The 22,944-nt window shown below is 50.4% G+C and carries 25 protein-coding genes, 3 tRNA genes, 1 rRNA gene, 2 pseudogenes and 1 riboswitch; of the genes and pseudogenes, 6 read left to right on the top strand and 25 right to left on the bottom strand.

Annotated elements, in window-relative coordinates; all coding sequences use genetic code 11:
• Positions 1-10 precede the first annotated feature (10 nt).
• From spoIIR to JMF85_RS04775, 6 genes are all read right to left on the bottom strand, one after another.
• On the bottom strand, positions 11-817 hold the full coding sequence (gene spoIIR, locus JMF85_RS04800; RefSeq protein ID WP_127609118.1) for a stage II sporulation protein R: 807 nt from the start codon (positions 815-817) through the stop codon (positions 11-13).
• Between the two features lie 124 nt (positions 818-941).
• A complete protein-coding gene (gene prmC, locus JMF85_RS04795) occupies positions 942-1,892 on the bottom strand; it encodes a peptide chain release factor N(5)-glutamine methyltransferase (protein ID WP_201317838.1) in 951 nt (316 codons plus the stop codon).
• A complete protein-coding gene (prfA, locus tag JMF85_RS04790) occupies positions 1,885-2,964 on the bottom strand; it encodes a peptide chain release factor 1 (protein ID WP_054798171.1) in 1,080 nt (359 codons plus the stop codon). Before prfA ends, prmC begins: the two co-directional genes overlap by 8 nt.
• Before the next feature lie 166 nt (positions 2,965-3,130).
• Positions 3,131-4,231, bottom strand: coding sequence for a redox-regulated ATPase YchF (gene ychF / locus JMF85_RS04785; RefSeq protein ID WP_127609120.1), 1,101 nt, complete (start codon positions 4,229-4,231; stop codon positions 3,131-3,133).
• 136 nt (positions 4,232-4,367) lie between these two features.
• Positions 4,368-5,084, bottom strand: coding sequence for a peptidoglycan recognition protein family protein (locus JMF85_RS04780; RefSeq protein WP_230876230.1), 717 nt, complete (start codon positions 5,082-5,084; stop codon positions 4,368-4,370).
• A 142-nt stretch (positions 5,085-5,226) separates the two neighbouring features.
• Complete coding sequence (locus JMF85_RS04775) at positions 5,227-5,934, bottom strand: PilZ domain-containing protein (protein ID WP_127609143.1); 708 nt, start codon at positions 5,932-5,934, stop codon at positions 5,227-5,229.
• Between the two features lie 93 nt (positions 5,935-6,027).
• Positions 6,028-6,120: riboswitch (cyclic di-GMP riboswitch) on the bottom strand.
• Positions 6,121-6,465: 345 nt separating this feature from the next.
• On the opposite strand from JMF85_RS04775, the gene tadA reads away from it, so the two are divergent.
• The 3 genes and pseudogenes from tadA to JMF85_RS04760 form a co-directional block, all read left to right on the top strand.
• A complete protein-coding gene (tadA, locus tag JMF85_RS04770; RefSeq protein WP_269058707.1) occupies positions 6,466-6,933 on the top strand; it encodes a tRNA adenosine(34) deaminase TadA in 468 nt (155 codons plus the stop codon).
• A 58-nt stretch (positions 6,934-6,991) separates the two neighbouring features.
• Positions 6,992-7,068 (top strand) — tRNA-Pro (locus tag JMF85_RS04765).
• A 110-nt stretch (positions 7,069-7,178) separates the two neighbouring features.
• A pseudogene (locus tag JMF85_RS04760) lies at positions 7,179-7,352 on the top strand (amidase family protein); the annotation flags it as partial.
• 85 nt (positions 7,353-7,437) lie between these two features.
• On the opposite strand, the gene JMF85_RS04755 reads toward JMF85_RS04760, so the two are convergent.
• Genes JMF85_RS04755 through JMF85_RS04740 form a run of 4 tightly spaced genes read right to left on the bottom strand, consistent with a single transcriptional unit; the run spans position 7,438 to position 10,342 of the window.
• Positions 7,438-8,100, bottom strand: coding sequence for a LiaI-LiaF-like domain-containing protein (locus JMF85_RS04755; protein WP_127609121.1), 663 nt, complete (start codon positions 8,098-8,100; stop codon positions 7,438-7,440).
• A 1-nt stretch (position 8,101) separates the two neighbouring features.
• Positions 8,102-9,316 (bottom strand): hypothetical protein, encoded by a 1,215-nt coding sequence (locus JMF85_RS04750; RefSeq protein ID WP_127609122.1) that lies wholly within the window; start codon positions 9,314-9,316, stop codon positions 8,102-8,104.
• Positions 9,309-9,821 (bottom strand): zf-HC2 domain-containing protein, encoded by a 513-nt coding sequence (locus tag JMF85_RS04745; RefSeq protein WP_164751916.1) that lies wholly within the window; start codon positions 9,819-9,821, stop codon positions 9,309-9,311. Before JMF85_RS04745 ends, JMF85_RS04750 begins: the two co-directional genes overlap by 8 nt.
• A complete protein-coding gene (locus JMF85_RS04740; protein ID WP_127609124.1) occupies positions 9,818-10,342 on the bottom strand; it encodes an RNA polymerase sigma factor in 525 nt (174 codons plus the stop codon). Before JMF85_RS04740 ends, JMF85_RS04745 begins: the two co-directional genes overlap by 4 nt.
• Positions 10,343-10,516: 174 nt before the next feature.
• Between JMF85_RS04740 and JMF85_RS04735 the strand changes: the two genes are divergently transcribed.
• Positions 10,517-10,589, top strand: a tRNA-Arg gene (locus JMF85_RS04735).
• A gap of 67 nt (positions 10,590-10,656) precedes the next feature.
• Positions 10,657-10,827 carry a hypothetical protein gene (locus JMF85_RS04730; protein WP_155615177.1) on the top strand — a complete coding sequence of 57 codons (171 nt, stop codon included), beginning with the start codon at positions 10,657-10,659 and terminating at the stop codon, positions 10,825-10,827.
• A gap of 76 nt (positions 10,828-10,903) precedes the next feature.
• On the opposite strand, the gene map is transcribed toward JMF85_RS04730, so the two are convergent.
• Entirely contained in the window at positions 10,904-11,647 is a 744-nt protein-coding gene (gene map, locus JMF85_RS04725; RefSeq protein ID WP_054798166.1) for a type I methionyl aminopeptidase, read from the bottom strand.
• Positions 11,648-11,845: 198 nt separating this feature from the next.
• On the opposite strand from map, the gene JMF85_RS04720 reads away from it, so the two are divergent.
• Positions 11,846-12,025: a hypothetical protein gene (locus tag JMF85_RS04720; RefSeq protein ID WP_127609125.1), complete on the top strand. Its 180-nt coding sequence runs from the start codon at positions 11,846-11,848 to the stop codon at positions 12,023-12,025.
• Between the two features lie 120 nt (positions 12,026-12,145).
• Here JMF85_RS04720 and JMF85_RS04715 read toward each other — a convergent pair whose 3' ends face one another.
• From JMF85_RS04715 to rrf, 14 genes and pseudogenes are all read right to left on the bottom strand, one after another.
• Positions 12,146-12,289: a small acid-soluble spore protein P gene (locus JMF85_RS04715; protein WP_201317837.1), complete on the bottom strand. Its 144-nt coding sequence runs from the start codon at positions 12,287-12,289 to the stop codon at positions 12,146-12,148.
• Positions 12,290-12,311: 22 nt separating this feature from the next.
• Complete coding sequence (locus JMF85_RS04710; protein WP_127609126.1) at positions 12,312-12,497, bottom strand: hypothetical protein; 186 nt, start codon at positions 12,495-12,497, stop codon at positions 12,312-12,314.
• 17 nt (positions 12,498-12,514) lie between these two features.
• Positions 12,515-12,862 carry a hypothetical protein gene (locus JMF85_RS04705; protein WP_054798165.1) on the bottom strand — a complete coding sequence of 116 codons (348 nt, stop codon included), beginning with the start codon at positions 12,860-12,862 and terminating at the stop codon, positions 12,515-12,517.
• Between the two features lie 629 nt (positions 12,863-13,491).
• Positions 13,492-14,565: a type I restriction endonuclease gene (locus tag JMF85_RS04700; RefSeq protein ID WP_201317836.1), complete on the bottom strand. Its 1,074-nt coding sequence runs from the start codon at positions 14,563-14,565 to the stop codon at positions 13,492-13,494.
• 103 nt (positions 14,566-14,668) lie between these two features.
• Positions 14,669-15,649, bottom strand: a complete 981-nt coding sequence (locus JMF85_RS04695; RefSeq protein WP_201317835.1) for an NERD domain-containing protein — start codon at positions 15,647-15,649, stop codon at positions 14,669-14,671.
• A gap of 167 nt (positions 15,650-15,816) precedes the next feature.
• A pseudogene (locus JMF85_RS28560) lies at positions 15,817-16,077 on the bottom strand (recombinase family protein); the annotation flags it as partial.
• A 184-nt stretch (positions 16,078-16,261) separates the two neighbouring features.
• A complete protein-coding gene (locus JMF85_RS04685; RefSeq protein WP_201317834.1) occupies positions 16,262-16,540 on the bottom strand; it encodes a hypothetical protein in 279 nt (92 codons plus the stop codon).
• 132 nt (positions 16,541-16,672) lie between these two features.
• Positions 16,673-16,762, bottom strand: a tRNA-Ser gene (locus JMF85_RS04680).
• 46 nt (positions 16,763-16,808) lie between these two features.
• Positions 16,809-18,089 (bottom strand): serine--tRNA ligase, encoded by a 1,281-nt coding sequence (gene serS, locus JMF85_RS04675; RefSeq protein WP_201317833.1) that lies wholly within the window; start codon positions 18,087-18,089, stop codon positions 16,809-16,811.
• 11 nt (positions 18,090-18,100) lie between these two features.
• On the bottom strand, positions 18,101-18,673 hold the full coding sequence (pdxT, locus tag JMF85_RS04670) for a pyridoxal 5'-phosphate synthase glutaminase subunit PdxT (protein ID WP_141336654.1): 573 nt from the start codon (positions 18,671-18,673) through the stop codon (positions 18,101-18,103).
• A gap of 39 nt (positions 18,674-18,712) precedes the next feature.
• Positions 18,713-19,594, bottom strand: a complete 882-nt coding sequence (gene pdxS, locus JMF85_RS04665) for a pyridoxal 5'-phosphate synthase lyase subunit PdxS (RefSeq protein WP_141336655.1) — start codon at positions 19,592-19,594, stop codon at positions 18,713-18,715.
• A 117-nt stretch (positions 19,595-19,711) separates the two neighbouring features.
• Entirely contained in the window at positions 19,712-21,007 is a 1,296-nt protein-coding gene (locus tag JMF85_RS04660; protein WP_127609139.1) for a D-alanyl-D-alanine carboxypeptidase family protein, read from the bottom strand.
• Between the two features lie 147 nt (positions 21,008-21,154).
• Positions 21,155-22,612, bottom strand: coding sequence for an IMP dehydrogenase (gene guaB, locus JMF85_RS04655; protein WP_054800301.1), 1,458 nt, complete (start codon positions 22,610-22,612; stop codon positions 21,155-21,157).
• 171 nt (positions 22,613-22,783) lie between these two features.
• Positions 22,784-22,900, bottom strand: a 5S ribosomal RNA gene (gene rrf / locus JMF85_RS04650).
• Positions 22,901-22,944 lie beyond the last annotated feature (44 nt).

Here is a 22,944-nt window from a genome sequence, read left to right as displayed (position 1 = left end):
GCACCCCGTATTAAGCAAACAGCGACGCGACTTTCTTCATCATATCCCAGAGGAAAAATCGGACTTCCGGCTTAGCGCTTTCTGTGGTTTCCGCGGTTTCCGCCGCTTGCTGAGTCGCGTCCGCGTTCTGCTTTGCAGCAGCATCCGTTTTGGAAGCTTTCGCGGCTTCTTTCCCTGCGCTTTTCCCTTTTTCCGCACCGGCGGCTTCGGACTTGCTCGCGCTCATCTTGTCCTTCTGTTCCGGTTCGTCGTCAAACGCTGCCGCATGGGCTTTATTTTGTTTCTTGACGACCATCTCCGAATCGACGAAGCAAAGCGGCGGGAACAGCACGCACCACCAATTTTGCCCGGCGGCGGCGCCGATCGATATGCGCAGCGCCTCGTAATCGCCGGCCGGATATACTTGATTGCCGTACATTTTCGTCGGGAACGGGACGAGCCCAAGCTCCACCTGATACGTATAGTCAAAGCCGTTCTGCTGCAGCGTCTCACGGACTACCGCTCCCAGCTCCGGCAAGTGCTTGCGAATGGTTTCGCGCGCCGCCTCCAGGCCGTCGGGTTGTTGAACCCAGCCGGACATCTCCGCAATAACGGCGTCACGGACCTCGCGTTTGATCCATTGGTCGGCAGGCGCATCGGAATTGGCCAGGATGCGCAGGCGGATCGACTCCGCCGGGATGACGCTTGCGCCCGCTTCATCAGCTTTAGACGCCGTGAAGAGCATCGCATTCGCGCGGCTCGACTCCCAGCACATCAGAAGCATCAACAAAGCGAACCCCACATACGCATACCGTTTCCACGCAAACCGTTTGACCATTTCGATCGCCGCCTCTCTCATACTCCAAGCCTGAACCGCTAGCAACTTCGAATCTATCGAATCTAGTTTCTAGTGTTTCCGGCTTTAAGAGAGTCTAAACGTGGCGATCCGTTATATTTTATCGTTACTTCCGATACGCGATGACGTGCCGTTCAATGCCGGCCAAGTCGGGAACGACATACAAGTCGTCCCAATCGCCGGCCTGTTCGAGCAGCCCCCGGACCGCTTGCGCTTGCCCGAAGCCGACTTCAAAGCCGACCAGCCGCGGCAAGGCAACGAGCTCGGCCAGCTGGGCCGTCATCCGCCTGTACAGCACGAGACCGTCCTCCCCGCCGTACAGCGCGGTTCGAGGTTCGTACAGCCTGACTTCCGGCTGCAGACCCGGTTCGTCTGCTTCCGGAATGTACGGCGGATTGGACACGAGAATGTCGATCCGTTCACGGCGCTCGATCCACGGACGCAATAGATCTCCTTCGGCGAACGTAACTCTTTCGCCGACGCCGAGACGAAGCGCATTGCTCCGGGCAACGGCAAGCGCCTCCGGCGACAGATCGGATGCCAGCACACGCCATTCGGCGCAAGCTGCGGCTAAAGTCAAGGCAATGGCTCCGCTTCCCGTCCCGATATCGCATACAGTCGGTCGGTGGCGGACGGCCTCTCGCTCCTCTGCCCCGTCTGCATGCCTCAACAAGCCTGTCCCGCTATCCACGGCCTCCGCACTCCAAAGCAACCGTCCGAGACGCAGCACCTCCTCGACGAGCAGTTCCGTCTCCGGTCGCGGAATGAGCACCGCAGGCGTTACTTCGAAAGCATGCCCATAAAACTCCTGCTCCCCGATTATATATTGCACCGGTTCGCCGGCCGCTTTCCGCTCCAGAAGCGCCTTCCAATTTCCTAATTGTTCCACGGGGAACTTTTCTCCCCATCGGAGCAGCATACCGCTGCGGCTTTCCCCGAGCACATGCTCAAGCAGACGTTCAGCGTTCGCTTCCGGATCCCGCACCCCGTGCCGCCGCAAAAAAGAAGAAGCCTCCGAGTAGGCTTCACGTATCGTCAAACGCCGTTCCTCAAGCACCGGCGTACTCTCCTTTTTCCATCTGATCCGTTTGCGCCGCAATCGTAAGCGCCGAAACGATCTCTTCCATATCGCCGTTCAATACGGCGTCCAGCCGGTGCAGCGTCAAGCCGATCCGATGATCGGTCACGCGGCTTTGCGGGAAGTTGTACGTGCGAATCCGCTCCGAACGGTCGCCGGTGCCGACCTTGCTTTTCCGCTCCGCGCCGTACTTCTCCATCTCTTCCTGCTGCATCTTGTCATAGATACGGGCGCGCAGCACTTGCAGCGCCTTCTCTTTGTTCGAGTTTTGCGACTTGCCGTCCTGGCAGGTCGCTACGATGCCCGTAGGGATATGCGTGACGCGAACGGCCGACTTCGTCGTATTGACGGATTGTCCGCCCGCTCCGCTCGAACAGAACGTATCGACGCGAATGTCGTTATCGTGAATCTCGATGTCGAAATCTTCCATCTCCGGCATCACCGCAACCGTCGACGTCGACGTATGAATGCGTCCACCGGACTCTGTTGCCGGTATGCGCTGTACCCGGTGTGCGCCGCTCTCGAACTTCAGTTTGCTGTAAGCGCCCTTCCCGTTCACGAGGAAAATAATCTCTTTGAACCCGCCGAGATCGTTCATGTTCACATCCAGCACTTCCGTCCGCCAGCCTTGCGCGTCCGCGAATTTGGTATACATCCGATACAAATCGGCTGCGAACAAAGCCGCTTCATCGCCGCCGGCCGCGCCGCGGATTTCTACGATTACGTTCTTATCGTCGTTCGGATCCTTCGGCATCATCAACACCTTGATCCGCTCTTCCAGCTCGTCCTTGCGCGCGGACAGCTCTTCCAGCTCCATCTTGACGAGCTCTTTCATCTCGTCGTCGAGCTTCTCGTTCTGCATCGCCCGCGCCGCCTCATATTGTTCCATAACGCTCTTATACTCTGTATAAGCTTCATACGTCTCTTGCAGATCCGACTGCTCCTTGGAATACTCGCGAAGCTTCTTGGAATCCGACGCGACATCCGGGTCGCACAACAACTCGCTTAACTTATCGTAACGGTCAGCCAAAGCTTGTAACCGATCCAGCATTCGTCATCCATCCTTTCTTTCCGTAACCCGTTTTTCCTTACTAAGCGACCATCCTGTCCTTCAACACCCATTGCTCCGAGCAGGCGTCTTCTTCATGCCGACCACCGCTGATCTTCCCGCTTCCTCGCGCCAAGGCTGCAGGCACTTGGACCGTCTCTTAGCCTAGCTAAACGTTGAAACGGAAGTGCATGACGTCGCCGTCTTGAACGACATATTCTTTGCCCTCGAGGCGCAGCAAACCTTTTTCCTTTGCAGCATTCATCGAGCCCGAACCGATCAGATCATCGTAGCCGACAACCTCAGCGCGGATAAAGCCGCGTTCGAAATCGGTATGGATTACGCCTGCCGCCTGCGGCGCTTTCATTCCTTTGCGGATCGTCCATGCGCGAACTTCCTGTACCCCTGCCGTAAAATACGTGTACAGCCCGAGCAGCCTGTAAGCGGCACGGATCAACCGGTTCAACCCGGATTCGGCAAGGCCCAGCTCCTCCAGAAACATCTGCTTGTCCTCGCCTTCCAGCTCAGCGATCTCCGATTCCACCTTCGCGCTGATCGGAACCACTTCCGCGCCTTCGAGCGCCGCGTATTCGCGCACTTTCTGCACATACGGATTGCCGTCCGTGTCCGCAACCTCCGCCTCGCTGACATTCGCCGCATACAACACCGGCTTCATCGTCAGCAGGTGCAGGTCGCGGATCAGCAAGCGCTCCTCATCGCTCAGCTCGACGCTGCGCGCCGGCTTATCGTTGTAGAGCGCCTCCTTAATGCGTTCCAGACACTCGACTTCCTGCGCATATTTCTTGTCGCCGCCCTTCATGTTCTTCCGGGAGCGATCGATTCTTTTGTCCACCGAATCCACGTCCGCCAAAATCAGTTCCAGGTTGATCGTCTCGATATCGCTGATCGGGTCGACCGTTCCGGAAACGTGCGTAATGTTCTCGTCTTGGAAACAGCGTACGACATGCACGATGGCGTCCACCTCGCGGATGTGGGCAAGGAACTTATTGCCGAGTCCCTCGCCTTGGCTTGCGCCCTTGACCAATCCGGCAATATCGACGAATTCGAACGCCGTAGGCACGATGCGATTCGGCACGACGATTTCCGCCAAGCGGGTCAAGCGCTCATCCGGCACCTCCACTACGCCGACATTCGGATCGATCGTGCAGAACGGATAGTTAGCCGACTCCGCACCGGCCTGTGTAATGGCGTTAAACAACGTAGATTTACCGACATTCGGCAAACCGACGATTCCACAAGAAAGACTCATATATAAACAGCTCCTTATGCTCTGAACGGAATTTCAAATCCTGACATTATATTATATCCCAAAAGTAGGCCCCGTGTCATCTCCCTATGGGAAAAACCCTCCTTCCATTCGGAAAGAGGGCATGGTGACGGGCGCGTTACTGCGGCGGCTGCCCCGAAATACGGCGAAGCTCATTGGCCAGCCTGTGGAACTCCGCCTTGGCCGCCTGATCTTCCGCTGTGAAATAGGAGGCTGATAGAAAGCCGATGATCTTGTTCGCATCCTCCGCGCTAATTCGTGTCTGCGGTTCCGGCGCGGGTTCCGTCACAAGGCTGGCCCGGTACTCGTTCACAACGTCCTGAACGAAGCTCTGGAACGTCTTGCCGAGCAGCCGCAGCGGCTCCTGCGGATCGCTTCTCCTTGCCGGATCCAGCATATAGTGCCCGACGATATCGGTAGCCGGGTTTAGTCCGTACCGGTAACAAGCATACGCAAGCACCCATACGTACCGCTTGTAAGATTCCGTCAAGCTGATCCTGCCTCCGTAACAAAGCTCCACCGCGCCCGCCGCGTCGTTGGCGTCGTCGCCGTAACGCGCGTTATCGGTCGTTACGTTGTACACGACGTGATAGGCAATCTCAGCCGGTCCGGTCAGGAACGGTATGCACTCGATGATCTGTTTATCGTCCACAAACAGATGCGCGGAAGATGACATTTCATTGCGGGTATTTTCAAAATAAGACACATTCGCTGCGGCCGTTGACCCCGGATTTCCCGTATCGTGGGCCACCATAAACCGGCAGCGGGCTAACGCCGTCTTCGGACGCCGCTGGCTCGGCCCCGTCAAATAGCGTGGAATGATCTCATATTTCATAACAAAAGCCACCGTGCTCACCACCCTGCGGATATTTCGGAAGGTCTCGGGCGCTGGGGGCCCCAGCCGATCCGACGAGAATCCTTGCCTTACGATCAGCATATGCGAGCGCCCTGCAAGAAGTCCGTGGCATTGCCGGCCTCTATTTGAATATACGTTTGTTAAAATCGTCCCGTTTCGAACTGAAATGGTTTTCCACTTGCTTTTTCAACACAAACGCCCGCAGCGCATTGGCTTTGTCCGTCGGCATGTCGATGTAACGCGCTCCGTAATAGATTACGGTTTCTCCCGGATCCAACCGTATGATCTCGACTTGGCACGGCATCTCGAAGCCCAGGTCCAGCCGAACGTCGGCCATAGCATGCTTGCTTAACTCAATATCGCTCGGCAAAATAAACCCGAGCCCGCTGATGCTAATATTTCGAACCTCCAGCGCGACATGCTCCTTCAACAATTGGAGCTCCGCATTCGGTTCGCGGATCGAGAGCAGGTGTCCGTCATGTTTGACGTCGACCCGCGGGTTCTCCCGCTTCTCGGCGAATCGGCTCCGATTCTGAGGGGGGTTGATAACCATCAGCGCTCCTTGATCTTTAGCCACGACCGTCGATTGGAACGTATAGATTCCGCCGGGTGAATAGACCGTTAATTTAACCGTATCCCCAAGTTCGAACGCCTTGTATTCCGAAATCTCAACTTCAAGAATATCACCCTCGGCATAAGTCAAAATGCCGGTCGAAACGAAATCCCGCTTCTCCACCGCCACCCGGCTGTTCAGCAGTATTCCGCTTGGGCTTCTATACGTTTCGTGGGTAAACTCGTAGGATATTTTTTCACTCGTAACGGACTTCATCACCTTCGTTACCACCTTTCGCTCTCATGTCTTCGGTAAAAAATAAGCTGCATCTCAACATGCGAGACTACAGTCTGTTCACCGGTGCGCCCAATCGGCGGCCAGGCTGTCGTCATCCTCAATAAAGAAGATCTTAGACCCTAAGCTTTGCGTCCTTGCCTTTCGACAAGTTTGTCAAAAAAACGAATGATAACGACTATTTAACTAAACTTCACATCACCGAACTTGGGTACATATGCCCACATCTTGATCTCATTATAGGTGTTTCCTAAATCCCCTTCAAGAATATTCACACTTTTCACAAAAAATTAACAGCGCTTTTCCGTAAAAAAATTATTCACATGTTAACCGTTCTGTGGATAACTTATATATCCACACCCGGACTTGCCCTAAAAGCGCGATTTACCTACAATGGGGATAAGAAATTAATCCTCTTTATCCACATACTTATCCACAGCATGTGAGTAAGAATACTTGTTCGTTTTCTTACCCGCAATCGACGAATGACTAATGATGAATGAGGTGTAACGATTGATAGCCATAGAAGAACACGAGTATTTTATGCGGGCGGCAATCGAAGAAGCGCGGAAAGCCGAAGCGATCCGCGAAGTTCCGATCGGAGCGGTCATTGTTCGCGGCAGCGACATTATCGGCCGCGGTCATAACGTTCGGGAAACGGCCAAAGATCCGCTTGCCCACGCCGAACTGATCGCGATTAAACAAGCGAGCGAACAGCTGGACGCCTGGCGGTTGCTGGAATGCCGGCTTTATGTGACCCTTGAGCCGTGTCCGATGTGCGCCGGAGCGATCGTCCAGGCGCGAATTCCGCAAGTGATTTACGCATCCCCGGACCCAAAGGCCGGCTGCGCGGGGACGCTGATGAACCTGCTGCAGGAAGATAGATTTAACCATCGCGTCGACGTGATTCAAGGCGTTCTGCAGGAAGAATGCAGTTCCATGCTCACCCAATTTTTCCGTAGATTAAGGGGGAAGACGTAACCTAATTCCCTTTACAACGCCTATTTACCCATGCTAAAATATAATCGTTTCAGAAGTTCGAGACGTGGCTCAGCTTGGTAGAGCGCTTGGTTCGGGACCAAGAGGTCGCAGGTTCAAATCCTGTCGTCTCGACCATCCTATATGAACTACGAATTGCGGCGTAAACCGCAATTTTTTTATGCCCAAATTCCGATATCCCTCTCTTCTCCCGTTGTTTTCCCTCTCTCCCTTCAGTCTATTTTGTTAGCCCGTTCTCCGGCTTCCCGGCTATCACTGTACCGGCCGGTTATACGACGGATGGCTTGGGGGTCGGCATCGAATTTTTGGGCCGCGCCTTCGATGAAGCAACCTTGATTAAACTGGCTTACGCTTATGAACAGGGCACCCATCACCGGAAGCCTCCCGTTCTGGTTCCTTAAGGCCAGGGTCCTAAACAAAATCCCCTTCGTGCCGCTCTATTTCATACATAGCAGCCCGAAGGGGATTATTCGATATTTTCGACTCTTAGCCAGGGTTCGATTCGTTATTTGGGCCCTGCACTTCAACCTGCACGTCCTGCGGTAGCACTAACGTAACAGACATCTCCGGGTAGACCGAATTCAGGCCGCGGTAGACCGGAGGACGCTTCACCTGCACATACATCGTGTCGCCAACCGTTCGCACCGTGTAGAATTGCTCCTTGTCGACCGTCGGACGGTCTCCTTCCTGTACGCGGGTTCGGTAAGTGCCGAACAGGTGCATGGAACGCTCCGCCGTTTTGTCGATGCGAACCGGTTCGCCGGATGTTTGCACGACCAGCTTTTGGATGGCCGGATTTACCGGTTCCTGCAGTTCGGGCAAATCCGCCGTGACCTCGACTTCGCCTACGAGTTTGCGTACTTCATCCGTCACCCCGAGACCGGTCAGCATCGTAAACATGAAACAGCCGGCGAACAACACCCCGACGAACAGGACGCTCATCCAATCATACCGGATGACCTCGCTCTCTTTCTTGGCGATGAACACATACGCGAGGATCTCCAGGCCAAGCAGCACAAGGACAATCGGCCACCAGCGGATGAAGCTGGTGAATGCGCCAAGTCCCTGCCATTGCGATAAGAACAGGAGGACTCCGAAGCCGATCAGCGTGAGCCCCATCGACAACGTGCCTACGCGCCATTTTCTCAATCTACTCCCCCCGCTTCCCTTTCTTGCCGCCCCATAATAGGCGTATCCCCCCGCCGATCAGCAGTACCGAAACGATAAAGGTTTGAAAATAGGTATGGTACCAGTTCAACACCCGCGACCGTACTTCTCTCGGCAGCCAAAGATCAAGCATATTCAACAGCACCTGATCCAGCAAATAATACAAACCCAGACCAAGCAATCCGATTCCGATCCAACGCTGCCGGTGGACGAGCCAATCCACGATGGGTGCATCCGTCAACGGCTCCCTGCCGGATTTCGAGATCTGCTGCAGCGCGTCGAAGAAGCTGTAAAACCATAGAATCGGAATCAAGAACAAAAATAACGACAACCGGAGCGCATCCATAAAATAAACGCTGAACAGAAAAGCCGCCATCAGCTGCAATCCCCGTTTTTGCAGGCCCAGGTACATATGTCCCGCTCCCGGAAACATGGACAGCAGCATCGCAATCGTTTTGTTTTTCTTGCCCGATTCGCGGCCGTCCTGAAAATCTTCGAATATCGTCCGATCAACCAGCGTCTCGCCCCGCTGCTTCCGGTGTAACTGCTGGACGCAGTCGAATAACCCATAGAGCCAAATAATCGGCAGCCCGCCCAGCAGGACCAGGAAATCATCCTGATTCGTCATCGCGGTTAAAAAAACCGTTACAACCCCCAGACCGAAGAACAACGCCAGGAACGCGAGACCGCGCTGCATCAGCCCGAGCTGGAAGTGTCCGAGTCCCGGAAGGAAGGATAGAAGTATCGTAAAGTGACGATCGCTTACGCTGCCGGACGGATATTGCGGCGGCACGCTGCCATATCGCGGTGGTTCCCCTTCCGAAGGCCGCTCCCGCTCCATGTGTCGCGGCATAGCTTCAGGCCCATAGGGCCGCTCAGAAGCTTGCTCAGGGCCATAGGAACGGCTGCCGGCATGATTAGGGGATCCCCATTCGGCATGAGCCGGGTAGGGCGGTCCTGCAGCAATCGTACGCACAATATCGAAGAGGCTGCCGAACCAAATCAGAAAGGCAATGATCAGCGTGGCGACTGCCACTTCTTCTATATTTTCCGATAGCAGGAATAAAGTCATGACCAACGATCCCAAGAAGGCCCCACCGAGTAGAACGCCTTTCAATGCGCGGCCCATGTACAAGTGACCTAGACCCGGAATCAGAGACAACATGAATGCTACAGTAGGGTTTTTATGTCTATTCATCACGTTTCCCTCTCTCTTCTTGTTTCGGTTGAATGGCATCGAGCATCCCGATCGTTTTGTCCATCAGCTGGTCGCTGAATGAACGGTACGTTACGGAATCCGCCTCCGCATGCGATTTCGGATCCAGCGCATTCACCTGCTGGGTGAAAATTTGAAACACCCCCGAGCCCATCAATAAGAGCGTAACCGCCGCGGCCACCGCATAATGGAAGATCGGGTGCCGCGTCCATGCTCGCCGGTATGCGCTATGATGCAAATGAGCGTCGTGTCCATGTGAACGATCCGCCTGCTGCTCAAGATGCTCGTCCCACCGCAGCATCGTTATTTCCGTCAGGGTGTGCATATCCGGCTGAGGCAGACGCTCGGCGGCCTTGTCCAGGCAGGTCATATAAAGCTCCAAACAGTGGTCGCATACCTTCATATGATCCTCGCAGCGGTCCCGCTCATCGGCTGACAGCTCATCGTTGATATAGAGCAGCCATGCTTCCTCCGAAATGTGGATCATCCCCGATCCTCCTCCTTCCATGCTTTGCGCAAATATTGTTTGGCCCGGTACAGCTTCGATTCTACGGTTTTTAACGCAATCTGCTGTTCCTGTGCAATTTGTTGATACGATTTTTCCTCAATATAAAAGGCGTACACGACGTCCCGGTAATGCTCCGGCAGCTGGTCCACATAATTGCGCACCCTCTCCCGCTTCTCCCGTTCGAGTAACGTATCTTCGACGGTATTCGGGCCCACTCTGGCCGCAACCGGCTCAAGCTCCTCCCAATCGGAGGTTAGCTGCTCCTTCTTGCGTTCCTTCGATCGCTTATAATCGATCGCCTTATTGACCGCTATGCGTGTAATCCATGATTTAAATCCTTGATGCCGGTATTGGGGGAGAGCCGCAAAGATGTTGATCAGCGCTTCCTGCGTCACGTCTTCGGCGTCTTTCACCGAATGGAGCACGCCGTACACCGCTTGAAACAAATAACGGCCGTAACGGTCGACAAGCTCGCGGAACGCTTCCCGGTCGCCCGCCATCAAGCGCGCAATCCAAGCTTCTTCCGTAATTGTTCTCCCCCTCCTCTCCTGTTTACTTAGACGAATCGAGCTTTACAAAACCCTGCAAGCGCATGGTTTATATTTTTTTCATGCGGCTGTCTTTGTCTGGATTCCCTCCATGCCCTTCGGTATGTTATAATAACTTTGTTTCAAGTCCCCGTAGCTCAACAGGATAGAGCAGTCCTCTCCTAAAGGACCGATAGAGGTTCGAGTCCTCTCGGGGACGTAAAGTCCATTACATCCGGCGCATAAGACTCGTCCCCCCGCGGAACACTAGTGCGGAGGTGATACGGATGGCCAATGAGCAGGATCAAACGGAAGAAATTTACCTTTACAACAACGAAGGCATTAATGATGTGAAGACCGATGCGACGGCAACCGTAACGACAACCGGTGTAGCCACAAATGACAACGACGAAGTGACAAACGAACGTCGTAAGGATAACTGTTCCCCATCGTCCTAACAAACGAAGAAGGGCCCGCAGCTGCGATTGGATCGTGCCGGCGGGCTCTTTTAGTTCCGAATTTTCTACATTCTCCTTACTCCGTTAACACCCATGGTCCGTCTTTCGTAATGGCAACCGTATGCTCGAATTGCGCCGATAAACTGCCGTCCACCGTACGTGCCGTCCACCCGTCGAAATCAATGAACATTTCCAGCTTACCGGCGTTCACCATCGGTTCGATGGTGAACACCATGCCTTCTTGCAGTCGAAAGCCGCGTCCCGGCTTCCCCGCATGCGGAAAGGAAGGCTCCTCGTGCATCGACCGTCCGATCCCATGGGCGACCAGATCGCGGACAATCGAGTAGCCTGCTCGTTCCGCATGCTGTTGAATGACATGAACTACATCCCCGATCCTGTTGCCGACGACGGCTTGAGGAATGGCGAGCTCCAGGCATTCCCGCGTGACCTGCACCAGCCGTGCCGCTTGCGGCGAAAGGTTCCCGACGGCGTACGTTTGGCACGTATCGGCACACCACCCGTCGTAACGGCAGACGATGTCCATTTTGACAATATCGCCTTCCTGAAGAGGTTCTGTATTCGGAAATCCGTGCGCAATAACGTCATTAACCGAAGCGCAGGTAGCGAAGGGATACCCTTTGAACCCCTTCGTCACTTGTTCCGCTCCATGATCCGTAATGAACTTCTCGGCAAAATCGTTAATCGCGAGTGTTGTTATTCCCGGACGAATCATTTTTGCGATCTCTTTATGACATGCTGATAGAATGGCACCCGCTTTACGCATTTTCAGCATCTCTTCCTTCGTTTTCAAGATAATCATCCGCTATCCTCCTTCAAATTTACATGATTTATTTTACGCTTTTTTAGAATAAAATGCTCCTCTCGCAAAAATCATTATATTTTACGTAAATATGCTAAAAAAAACATTAGAATTCAAGGTTGCTTGTTCTCTTTTTAATTACCTCGTGGTAAAATAAGGGATAAATCTCGAAAAAATAAACCCGAGGTGGATATGGAGATGCCGGCAAACACTTTCTACATCGTTTATGATGAGTTTTCGATTTCCATTTGCACGTTAATGGATGATGTTTGCGAAGCCATCGCCGGCGGCGCTTTGTTATACGGGTATACGGATAATGAGGCCATGGCGCAAATTTTACTCAACGAATGCTTTCAAATCGTCGAAAAAAACAATTAACGCTCTCTCACAACTAAGCCCCTCACACACAAATAAAACAGCCTCCTACTCTCTAAAGCGTCAGCTTGCATCGAATATCTTTGATGCGGCCGCGCCTTAGTTGGTAAGAGGCTGATTTTTTTAGCCTTCGCCGTTATTTTGACGGCTGTGGTTTTCGTTTTTGATTCGCTTCGAGCCCGGTTTTGGTCCGGTCCGTTGACGATGTTCGTTCTGATTCTCCTGGCCGCTCGGCGGGTTTACCGGTTGCGGAATGTCTTTAGGCATAATCATTCAGCCCCCTCTAGATTTATTGAATATCCGAGATACCGGATGCATGGGCGTGCTTCTTGTCGTGGTTAAGCGCATCCTGATGGCGATGGTCATTCGTTTGCTGCTGTACCTGCTGCGCTTGATGACTCGTAACGGCAATATGCTCGAGGTCTTTAACCACGTTCTGCAAATTTTTATCTACGTTGCTTTTATTTTTCGTCATCGTTCAATGCCTCCCTCTTAACGCGTCGTCAGCGCATGAAGCTGCTGCGCGCATTCATGGATGTGTCTTACGTAGTCGTCCACTAACGTCTGGATCACGTCCGTGCGCTCGTCCACATTGTTGCCATCGCGTTCCACATCGACCAGATCGACCTTTACTTCCCGCGAATCGACATACGTACACTTAAAGTCGAAGCTGTAGTCGTTTCGCCCTGCCGTTGTGATATGAACGCGCAGCACATTGGAATCAGCTTCATCGGCGAACACTTCTGCCCGGTCGGAAGCATTTAATACGGTTGGCAGCGTCCGCGACCATGCCTGAACCAGCTCCTGTTGATCGATCCGCAATTGATCCGATTTCGCCATGATGTCATTAACACCTCCATACTTATAAAATGCGGATTCTCCAACCTCTCTATACTTCACCCGGCGTTGAAAAATTAGGAACCGCCACGATTAATCGGGCTCGGCGCTCGACTCGACGACAACTACTCCTGGTCGCTGTGCCTGGCAGCGCCAGACATACTAAAAAGGCCACCGACGAAGTCGGTGACCTTGTTGCTATCTATGTAGGCACGTAGATACCTGTTATTTATAATGATGGCGGAGAGGGTAGGATTCGAACCCACGGTGCCCTCACGAACACGGCGGTTTTCAAGACCGATTATCACTTAAAAACACCGCAACCCCTTGCCACGACTGTATTTATCGCAATTTACTGATGAACCGCTACGGCGGTCTTACTAATTACGTTATTTTTCATGAGTGACCGTTGACTTAAATGTAATTATATTATTTTGGTATGATAAATACAACCTCTATTGGGCATGATTAACTTGTTATAACATTTAATGCAACATTGTATTTTCTGCCTTGTTTAAAAAAGTCTGCTTCCAAATTACCCTCTGTCTCAACAAAAACATATGCCCCTCTGTACACTTCATTAGAGTTAAGACTTGGCTTAATCGCAATTCACCACCTTAGTTCAACCCTCGCTACTCAAACTTTTTCGCTGTTTCGATAATTTGTTGTTTGTACTGCAAAATATCGGATACCTTGCTTATATTGAAAATCGTCTTATTCTCATCATTAAGTTGTATGTATTTGTTATTACTGCTGTTAAACCCAAGACGACAAATCCACTTCCGAATGTTGTCATCAATCAGTACGTTAAGATAGCTTAAATTATCTCTGTAGAACACTCGTGATGGGTCAATCGTATCTGAAAGCAATAGCTTAATAGTAACGTACCCTTCGATTTCCTCTTCTGTTGTAACAATTTGGGGTTTTTCTTGTTCATCTTCTACAGCGGAGGTAACAGCTACTTCATTTGTTACTGGTTTTATTTCGGCATTCGTGTTAGCGATTGCGACCTTTAATGTATCGTTTAAAGTATCGTTGACAAACTGTTTGAGTGATTTTTTAACTACCCCAGCAAATTTCTCAATAACTTGCTTTGTCTTTTTACCTTGATAGACTTCTGAGAGGATGAATGCAATAAATTCATCGGACGGATTTTCCCACTGTTTTGTAAGGAATTGCTTGATTTCGTTTGTATACTTCAATTCAGAAGCAGTATTGAATATGCTGTCAATATTGAAGTTTTCTTTTCTGAATTTGTATAGTTCGGCTATTTGGTTATCACGTACATCTAACAAGTTGAACTCAAAGAATGGCAATGTATCCATCTTGTTCTGTTCTTCTAGGTCAGTATAGAATCTATATACAATTCCATTTGTTAAAATCGCAAACTTAGCTTTAGTCGTGCCAAAGTATCTGAACAATTGCGAATCATGCTTTTGAAGTTGTTCATTGATTGACTTAGCTTCAATTAAAATGATCGGAACACCATTTTGGATAATAGCAAAGTCAACCTTTTCGCCTTTTTTAATCCCAACATCAGCAACGAACTCAGGGAGGAACTCTTCTGGATTGAATACATCATAGTTAAGTGCTTGGAAAAACGGCATGATAATTGACGTCTTTGTAGCTTCTTCGGTCAAAATGCTATCCTTGATTTTCTCTACTCTTTTAGAAAGCGATTTGATTAGTTCTGGGAAGTTATCCAACAGTTCCACGCACCTTTTTCGAGTTTAATTGCTGATTCTAACAATAATTTTACAGCTTCATCCATCAATGTGGCAATTATAATTTCAGCATTTTTCTGAACCTCTACCCATTAAATATGTTCAAAATTGCAATGCCGTACTTCTCCAATTTCGCCTTCCCAAAACCCTTTACCTCCAACAATTCTTCTTCTGTTCGTGGATACTTCGCAATCAAATCCTCCATCTCTGCATTGTTGAAGACGTAGTAAGCCTTAATGTTCTCCGCTCTTGAAGTTTGAAGTCTATAGGCTGTCAGTTCTTCACGAAGTTGTGCTTCATCTTTCCGTTGATATTCTTCACTAGAAAGTTGATACTTGGCTTCGAAGTCCATATCTATAGGAGTATTCAATCTGACGAGCAGATTAGCAATGTCAAACATATCTTTCTCTGCAAGGTCATACTGATTGGCTTTGTCATTCTGATACTTCTCTAGGGTAGCCTTGATTTGGTCATACTTTATAAGCGTTTTCTCAATTTCTGCGGGACATTTGTACTTCTTGATAATCGTTTTCGGGTTCGCCATTACGACAAGTGACAGGATAGGCATGTTATTGATCTTCAACTCTTTTGAAAGCACATGTTTAAGTATATCAACATGCCTTTTATTTTGCGTAATCGGACTGTAGATACCTTCCTTGTACTCTTTACCATAGCGATTTTTCATTGTCCGTACAAAGTTACCGTCTTGGTCAATAGAGATATTCCCGCTTAGTTTCTTGGTTTCCAAGATGCATGTAAACTTATTTGAAATGACAACGAAATCAAGTTGCGCTACATAATCTTCGTATGCCAGTCTCACATCGTGCAAACATAGTATTGGAAGGAACGAATTTTTCAGTTCAAAATAGACGTTATTCTCGCCATCTAACCCATATTTAAGAAACTTTATGTCTCTTTCAATGCTATCCTTCTTTTCACCATCAACGACCTTATCTAGCAGTTCATTGAGTTCAGATAGTTGATTATTATCCTTAGAGAAGTCCTTTACGAATGTTGGACTTTGAATGGTGCGCTTTTGACCGAATAGTTTGTTGAAGATGGACATACGCAATTCTCCTTGAATTTTGTTAGTCGGTAGATCGTTAGTAGGAGTTACGACTTATATAGATGGTAAGATTATACCATACGCCCCATAAAATTGGATTACAATTTCTTTTAAAGGTATTTCCTGCTCGTTGCTCACTATGCCCTATTGGAAAAAAGCATACTAGTCTAACTGGATGCTTTGACATTCTCATATTCACTGACCCTACGATAAAAGGTGTTTGGTTTCATCCCAACCTTCTGCATAGCTTGAACCGCTGTAATTACACCAGATTTCCATTCATCATAAACTGATACGAAATCTTTCGTGATCTCCCTCTTAGGTCGTCCAAATTTAACACCTTTCTTTTGGGCGACTTCAATGCCTTCTGCCTGACGTTGCTTTGTTTTCTTCCGTTCCTGTTCGGCAACATAAGACAGCATACTAAGGAATTTAATATACACTTTTTGAAACAATGTTTTCGAAGGACTTTGAACTATGTCAAAATGTGTACTTTTCGCAATGAAAATAAGGAGTTTCCAATACAGCGGGAGCGGGGACATTAAGGAATTATGCGGCGGGGCATAGTTTACAGTGAGAATACGATCAATTGAACCGTCTCGGCTAGGTACACTACCGCCCAGCCAAGAAACGGCGAAACCAGTTCATATGTTTGCTGTAGTCCTCCAATGTACGCACAGCCGCCCCAGACGCTTGCCTAGCCGAATAATATCGGTTGAACAGCTTATCAAGTGTCCAAACCTCCTGTGAAGGTTTTTGGGCTTCTTGCGGTACAGATGGTGGCGTTTCTAAGACCGATGGAGTCAGGCGGTTTAAAAGCCGTTGTGGTATCTCCAAGTTATTTCTTCTTTGCCCGCGTTTACGCGGTGTTTTTACTGTGTTTTCGCTCACTTGGCATTCCTCCTGTTGGATTCTAGTCCAACGGTCACGAACGCAAAAAAACGCACTAGACCGTTTGTTCAACGGTCAGTGCGTTTCAGTCATTTAAGCCCAAAATGCTTATGTATCGGGCAAATTTGTTAATGGCGGAGAGGGTGGGATTCGAACCCACGGTGCCCTCACGAACACGGCGGTTTTCAAGACCGCTGCCTTAAACCACTCGACCACCTCTCCGGGTGACAGATGCATTGTATCACAACTGCCAAACCGGATTCAAGCGCTAAATTTTACTGATGCGTTCGACGCCGCCCATATAAGGCCTTAACACCTCAGGGATGAGCACGCTGCCGTCCTCCTGCTGGTAGTTCTCCAGAATAGCCGCTACCGTTCGTCCTACCGCAAGCCCCGAGCCGTTCAGCGTATGCACGAACTCCGGCTTTGCTTTTGCTTCGCGGCGGAACCGAATATTAGCGCGACGCGCCTGGAAATCCTGAATGTTGCTGCACGATGAAATCTCGCGGTACGTATTGCTGCTAGGCAGCCAAACTTCGAGATCGTACGTCTTCGTCGATGAAAAGCCGATATCGCCCGTACAAAGCACGAGAACGCGGTATGGCAGCTGCAGCAGCTGCAGCACCTTCTCGGCATCCGCCGTCATCTTCTCGAGCTCCTCATTTGAACTCTCCGGCGTCGTCAGCTTAACCAGCTCCACTTTGTTGAACTGATGCTGACGAATCAAGCCGCGGGTATCCCGTCCGGCCGAACCTGCCTCAGATCGGAAGCAAGCGCTCAAAGCCACATAATATTTCGGCAGCTCTTCCACCGACAAAATATCGTCACGGTGATAGTTCGTCACCGGCACTTCCGCGGTTGGGATCAGGTAATAATCCATCCCCTCGAGCTTGAACACGTCCTCCGCAAACTTCGGAAGCTGTCCGGTTCCCGTCAAACTATCGCGATTCACGATTTGCGGCGGCAGCACTTCCTGATAGCCATGCTTGTCCGCATGCAGATCCATCATGAAGTTAAACAATGCGCGCTCTAGACGGGCGCCTAAGCCCTTGTAGAACACGAAGCGCGAGCCGGTCACTTTCGCCGCAGCTTCAAAATCTAGAATGCCCAGCTGCTGCGCTACTTCCCAATGCGGCTTCGGTTCATAAGAGAATGCAGGCACCTCGCCTATACGGCGAATCTCCACGTTCTCCTCTTCGCTGAAGCCGATCGGTACGTCGCTCTGTGGAATATTCGGAATAGATAGTAAGATCGCGTCCAGTTGCGTTTCAAGCTCACGAATTTCTTCATCCAGTGATTTGATCCGGTCTCCGACGACCTTCATCTCCTCGATCAGATGGTCCGCGTTTTCCTTCGCCTTCTTCAGTTGCGCCACTTCTTGAGACACAACATTCCGGCGATTTTTCAATTGCTCCGTTTCTTGCAAAAGCTCTCTGCGCTTCGTATCGAGCGCTGTGAAACGATCAAGCTCCTCGAAGTTTTTCCCCCGGTTCGCCATCGCTTGCTTCACTTGATCCAGATCGCTTCGCAGCAATTTAACATCCAACAAGGAGATCCCTCCTACCTCGTCTCACGTACCATATCTAGAAAATAGCCATGCATGCGTTCATCATCGGTCAATTCCGGATGAAACGAAGCGGCCAGCAGATGTCCTTGTCTTGCGGCTACGATGGAACCTTGATAGGTAGCCAGAACTTCCACTCCATCCCCGACTTGCTCAATTAACGGGGCGCGGATGAATACGGCGCGTACGTCTTTAGCAATGCCTTTTACATCCAAATCGGTTTCGAAGCTCTCACGCTGACGACCGAAAGCGTTCCGAGCCACCCGGATATCCATCAGCCCGAGATGAGTCTCGTCCTGCCCGACAATATCATTCGCAAGCACGATCAAACCGGCACAAGTGCCGAAAATCGGTTTGCCCTGCCGCGAAAATTCGCGTAGGGCCTCGATAAATTGATATGTGCGCATCAGCTTGCCGATCGTAGTGCTTTCGCCTCCGGGGATCACGATCCCCTGGATGTCGTCAAGCTGCTCCGTCCGTTTCACAATAACGCCTTCGCCGCCGGCCTTCTCGATTAACCGAATATGCTCGGCGACGGCGCCCTGCAACGCCAAAACACCTATCTTCATGTCGCTCAACCTCTTCCTTCCGCGGCTGTTATACTCGGTTTACCAGCCGCGATCCTGCATACGTTCCGACACGTGCAGCTTCGAAATTTCGATGCCTTTCATCGGCGTACCCAAGTTTTTCGAAATGTTGGCAATTAGCTCATAATCGGTATAATGCGTCGTCGCTTCGACAATCGCTTTCGCGAACTTCTCCGGGTTATCCGATTTGAAGATACCGGAGCCGACAAATACGCCGTCCGAACCGAGGTGCATCATCAATGCGGCATCGGCCGGTGTCGCCACGCCGCCTGCGGCAAAGTTTACAACCGGCAAACGACCGGTTTCATGTACTTGCAGCAGCAGCTCGTAAGGAGCGCCCAAGTTTTTTGCTTCCGCCATCAGCTCGTCTTTGGACAAGCTCTGCACTTTGCGAATTTGACCCGTAATCATGCGCATATGACGAACGGCTTCCACAATGTTTCCTGTCCCCGGCTCGCCCTTCGTACGAAGCATGGAAGCTCCTTCGCCGATCCGACGGAGCGCCTCGCCAAGATCTCTTGCGCCGCATACGAACGGTACGGTAAATTCTTTTTTATTAATGTGGAACACTTCGTCAGCAGGTGTCAGCACTTCGCTCTCGTCGATATAGTCGACGCCCATCGATTCCAACACTTTCGCCTCGACAAAATGCCCAATACGCGCTTTGGCCATTACGGGAATAGATACAACTTTCATAACTTCTTCTACGATCGTCGGGTCCGCCATACGAGCAACGCCGCCTGCTGCACGAATATCCGAAGGCACCCGTTCCAAAGCCATAACGGCTGAAGCGCCTGCCGCCTCTGCAATACGTGCTTGCTCTGCATTCATGACGTCCATGATGACGCCGCCTTTTTGCATTTCGGCCATACCTTTTTTAACGCGAGATGTTCCAGTTTCCATGTCCGACTCCTCCCGAGACTCTGCTTTTATGTTGGCACGTTCCTTTACTTAGGACAAACTAACTAAAGAAATATTTTACATGAACTGTTCTAAATGTACAACCCATACGCTCGGATTTTAACCGTTCTTGGCACCGGAGAGCGTATCGATGAAAAATTGTTTAATCGCCCGGAAAAATAACCGGAACCAGCCGGCTTTCTCCACCTCTTCCGTGGTGATTAAATTTACGTTGTATTCTTTGCCTTCATAAGTCACTTTAGCCGTACCTACCACTTGGCCTTTCTCAATCGGCGCTGTTAATTTCGATTCGTCCAGGGCCTGGGCGGTGACTTTGAATTGATCGTCCGGCGTCCCTTTTTTCGCGATGAGCGTGAGTCCGGTTTGCGTCACCACAGGAACTTCCAATTGCACGCCTTTTTTAATATTGACCGTTTTCAACGAATCTATTTCAGCTTTTGCCGTTAGTACTTGTTTCGGGGCAAAATTATTAAAACCGTAGTCCAGCACTTTACGGGTTTCGATAAACCGCGCCTCTTCTTTCGGGCCTGTGCCCATCACCACACTGATCAACCGCATGCCGTTACGTTCGGCCGTGCCGGTGAAGCAGTAGCCGGCCTCATCGGTATGACCCGTTTTCAACCCGTCCAAACCTTCATACGCATATTTAGCAAAGTTTTTATTGCTTTTATTATCCGCCAGCATCCAGTTCCAGTTGATCATAGGCGATTTGTCCGTCTCACGGAATTTGCGAGCCGGCGTCTTCGTGTATTCCAGCAGGTTCTTGTGGTCGTTGATAAGATGGTAAGCAATCAGGGCGGCATCTTTGGCGCTTAGAAGCGTCTCACCCTGCAGTTCTTTGGGAGCATACTTGCCCATATCGGCGCGCGACAACCCCGTCGAATTAATAAAATGCGCATCCGGTGACAATCCGAACTCCTTCGCCTTCTCGTTCATCATTTTCGCGAAGCTTTCTTCCGAACCGGCAATCGCTTCAGCCAGAGCAACCGTGGCATCGTTGGAGGAGTAGATCGACATGGCTGCAAACATATTGTCGACGGTCGCTTGTTCGTTCAACGCGAGCAACTGACCCGAGCCGATCGCGTCAGCCGCGGCAGGCGTCGTATTCACCATATCCGTCGTTTTGATTTTACCGCTTTCTATCGCATCCATTACCAAGTATTCGGTCATCATCTTGGCCATACTTGCAGGAGGCAGCGCCTTATCGGCATTATATTCATATAAGATTTGCCCCGTACTAGCCTCCATCAATATGGCCGAGGACGCATTCAGCTGCAAGTCGGCCGTATTCGTATCGGCGGCGCTCGCTTGAGGAGGCTGCACGAGAGCAAGGGATGTGTTCAAGAAAAGGGCTACAGCAACAACCGAACAAATTCGTTTTACGTTTACAAACAATCATCTCACTCCTATGATTTAATAATAAATAAGAAAACAAGTTTAATTGTACCACAAGCCACTTATAAGGTAAAAAAAGCTTGTTCCTTCCAATAAAAACAGAAACGGAAGCCGCAGCTTCCGTCCCTTTGATAGGCTATATAATTCTTATAACGAATAGTTAGGCGCTTCTTTCGTAATATGCACATCATGCGGGTGGCTTTCGCGCAGCCCTGCGCCTGTAATTCGAATGAAAGACGTATCATTGATCAACGAAAGGATGTTCGGGGAACCGCAATAACCCATTCCGGAACGAAGTCCGCCGACTAGCTGATACAATGTGTCTGCGAGCGGTCCTTTATAAGCGACCCGACCTTCGATACCTTCCGGAACCAGCTTGCTTTCGTTCTCTTGAAAATACCGGTCCTTACTTCCTTCCTTCATCGCGCCGAGCGAGCCCATTCCGCGGTATACTTTAAACCGGCGACCCTGATAAATCTCCGATTCACCCGGACTTTCTTCCGTTCCTGCAAAAAGACTTCCGATCATCACAGCACTTGCGCCCGCGGCAATCGCTTTTGTTACGTCGCCGGAGTACTTGATGCCGCCGTCAGCGATAATTGGTACGTTGTAACTGCGCGCTACACTGGCGCAATCGTAGATGGCCGTAATTTGCGGTACGCCGATACCGGCAATGACACGCGTCGTACAGATCGAGCCCGGTCCGATACCTACCTTCACGATACTAGCCCCGGCTTCAATCAAATCCCGGGTGCCATCACCCGTTGCTACGTTACCTGCCATAATCGTCAACTCCGGGTATTGCTCCCGAATGGCTCTCACCGTGTTGAGGATATTAATGTGATGGCCGTGTGCAGAGTCCACGACGATTAAGTCGGCACCGGCTTCAACCAAGGCCGCCGTACGTTCTAACACGTCTTTGGATACGCCGACTGCAGCACCTACGAGTAACCGTCCATGCTCGTCTTTAGCCGAATTCGGAAACTGGATCGCTTTCTCGATGTCTTTGATCGTAATCAGACCTTTAAGGATCATTTGATCATCGACTAAAGGAAGTTTCTCGATCTTATGTCTTTGGAGGATGCCTTCCGCTTGCTGAAGCGTAGTGCCTACCGGAGCCGTGACCAGGTTGTCCTTTGTCATGACATCTTTGATTTTGATGGAATAATCATGAACAAAACGAAGATCGCGGTTGGTCAGGATACCGACCAATCTTTTATTGTCATCACAAACAGGTACGCCTGAGATGCGGTACTTGGCCATCAACTCTTCCGCGTCATACACATGATGTTCTGGAGTCAAATAAAAAGGATTTGTAATTACGCCGCTCTCCGAACGCTTAACACGATCGACTTCTTCCGCTTGCTGCGCGATCGGCATATTTTTGTGAATGATCCCGACTCCGCCTTCTCTAGCTATTGCTATTGCGAGCTTCGATTCCGTAACGGTATCCATCGCAGAGCTGATGAAGGGGATATTGAGCTTAATCTTGCTTGTCAGTTCTGTGCTGATATCAATCTCTTTACCGAAAACATTCGACTTTCGCGGTACGAGCAACACGTCATCAAACGTTAATCCTTCTTTTTCAAACTTAGACTCCCACACGTAATAAATCCTCCTTATTGAATACTTGCCGAAATATATTATTGCAATCTTACCAAAAGCTCATTTTTGGTGTCAAGCAAAAAGCTGTGTCCATTTTCAAACCATTTTCAATTTGAAATAAAATAAAAGAGCCCTCCTGGATAGTATTCTACCCAAAAAGACTCTTAATCCGCTTGGCGACGTTCTACTCTCCCAGGACCCTGCGGTCCAAGTACCATCGACGCTGGAAGGCTTAACGTTCGTGTTCGGGATGGGTACGCGTGGTTCCCTTCCGCCATCATCACCAAACGGATGTTGATGCTTCTGCCGCGAAACATCAGATCTTGCCATTC

Origin of the sequence: Paenibacillus sp. EPM92 (assembly GCF_016586185.1) — a bacterium.
Lineage (GTDB): Bacteria > Bacillota > Bacilli > Paenibacillales > NBRC-103111 > Paenibacillus_G > Paenibacillus_G validus.
Note: the sequence above shows the minus strand (reverse complement) of the source record. Positions and strands in the feature narration are given on the sequence as shown.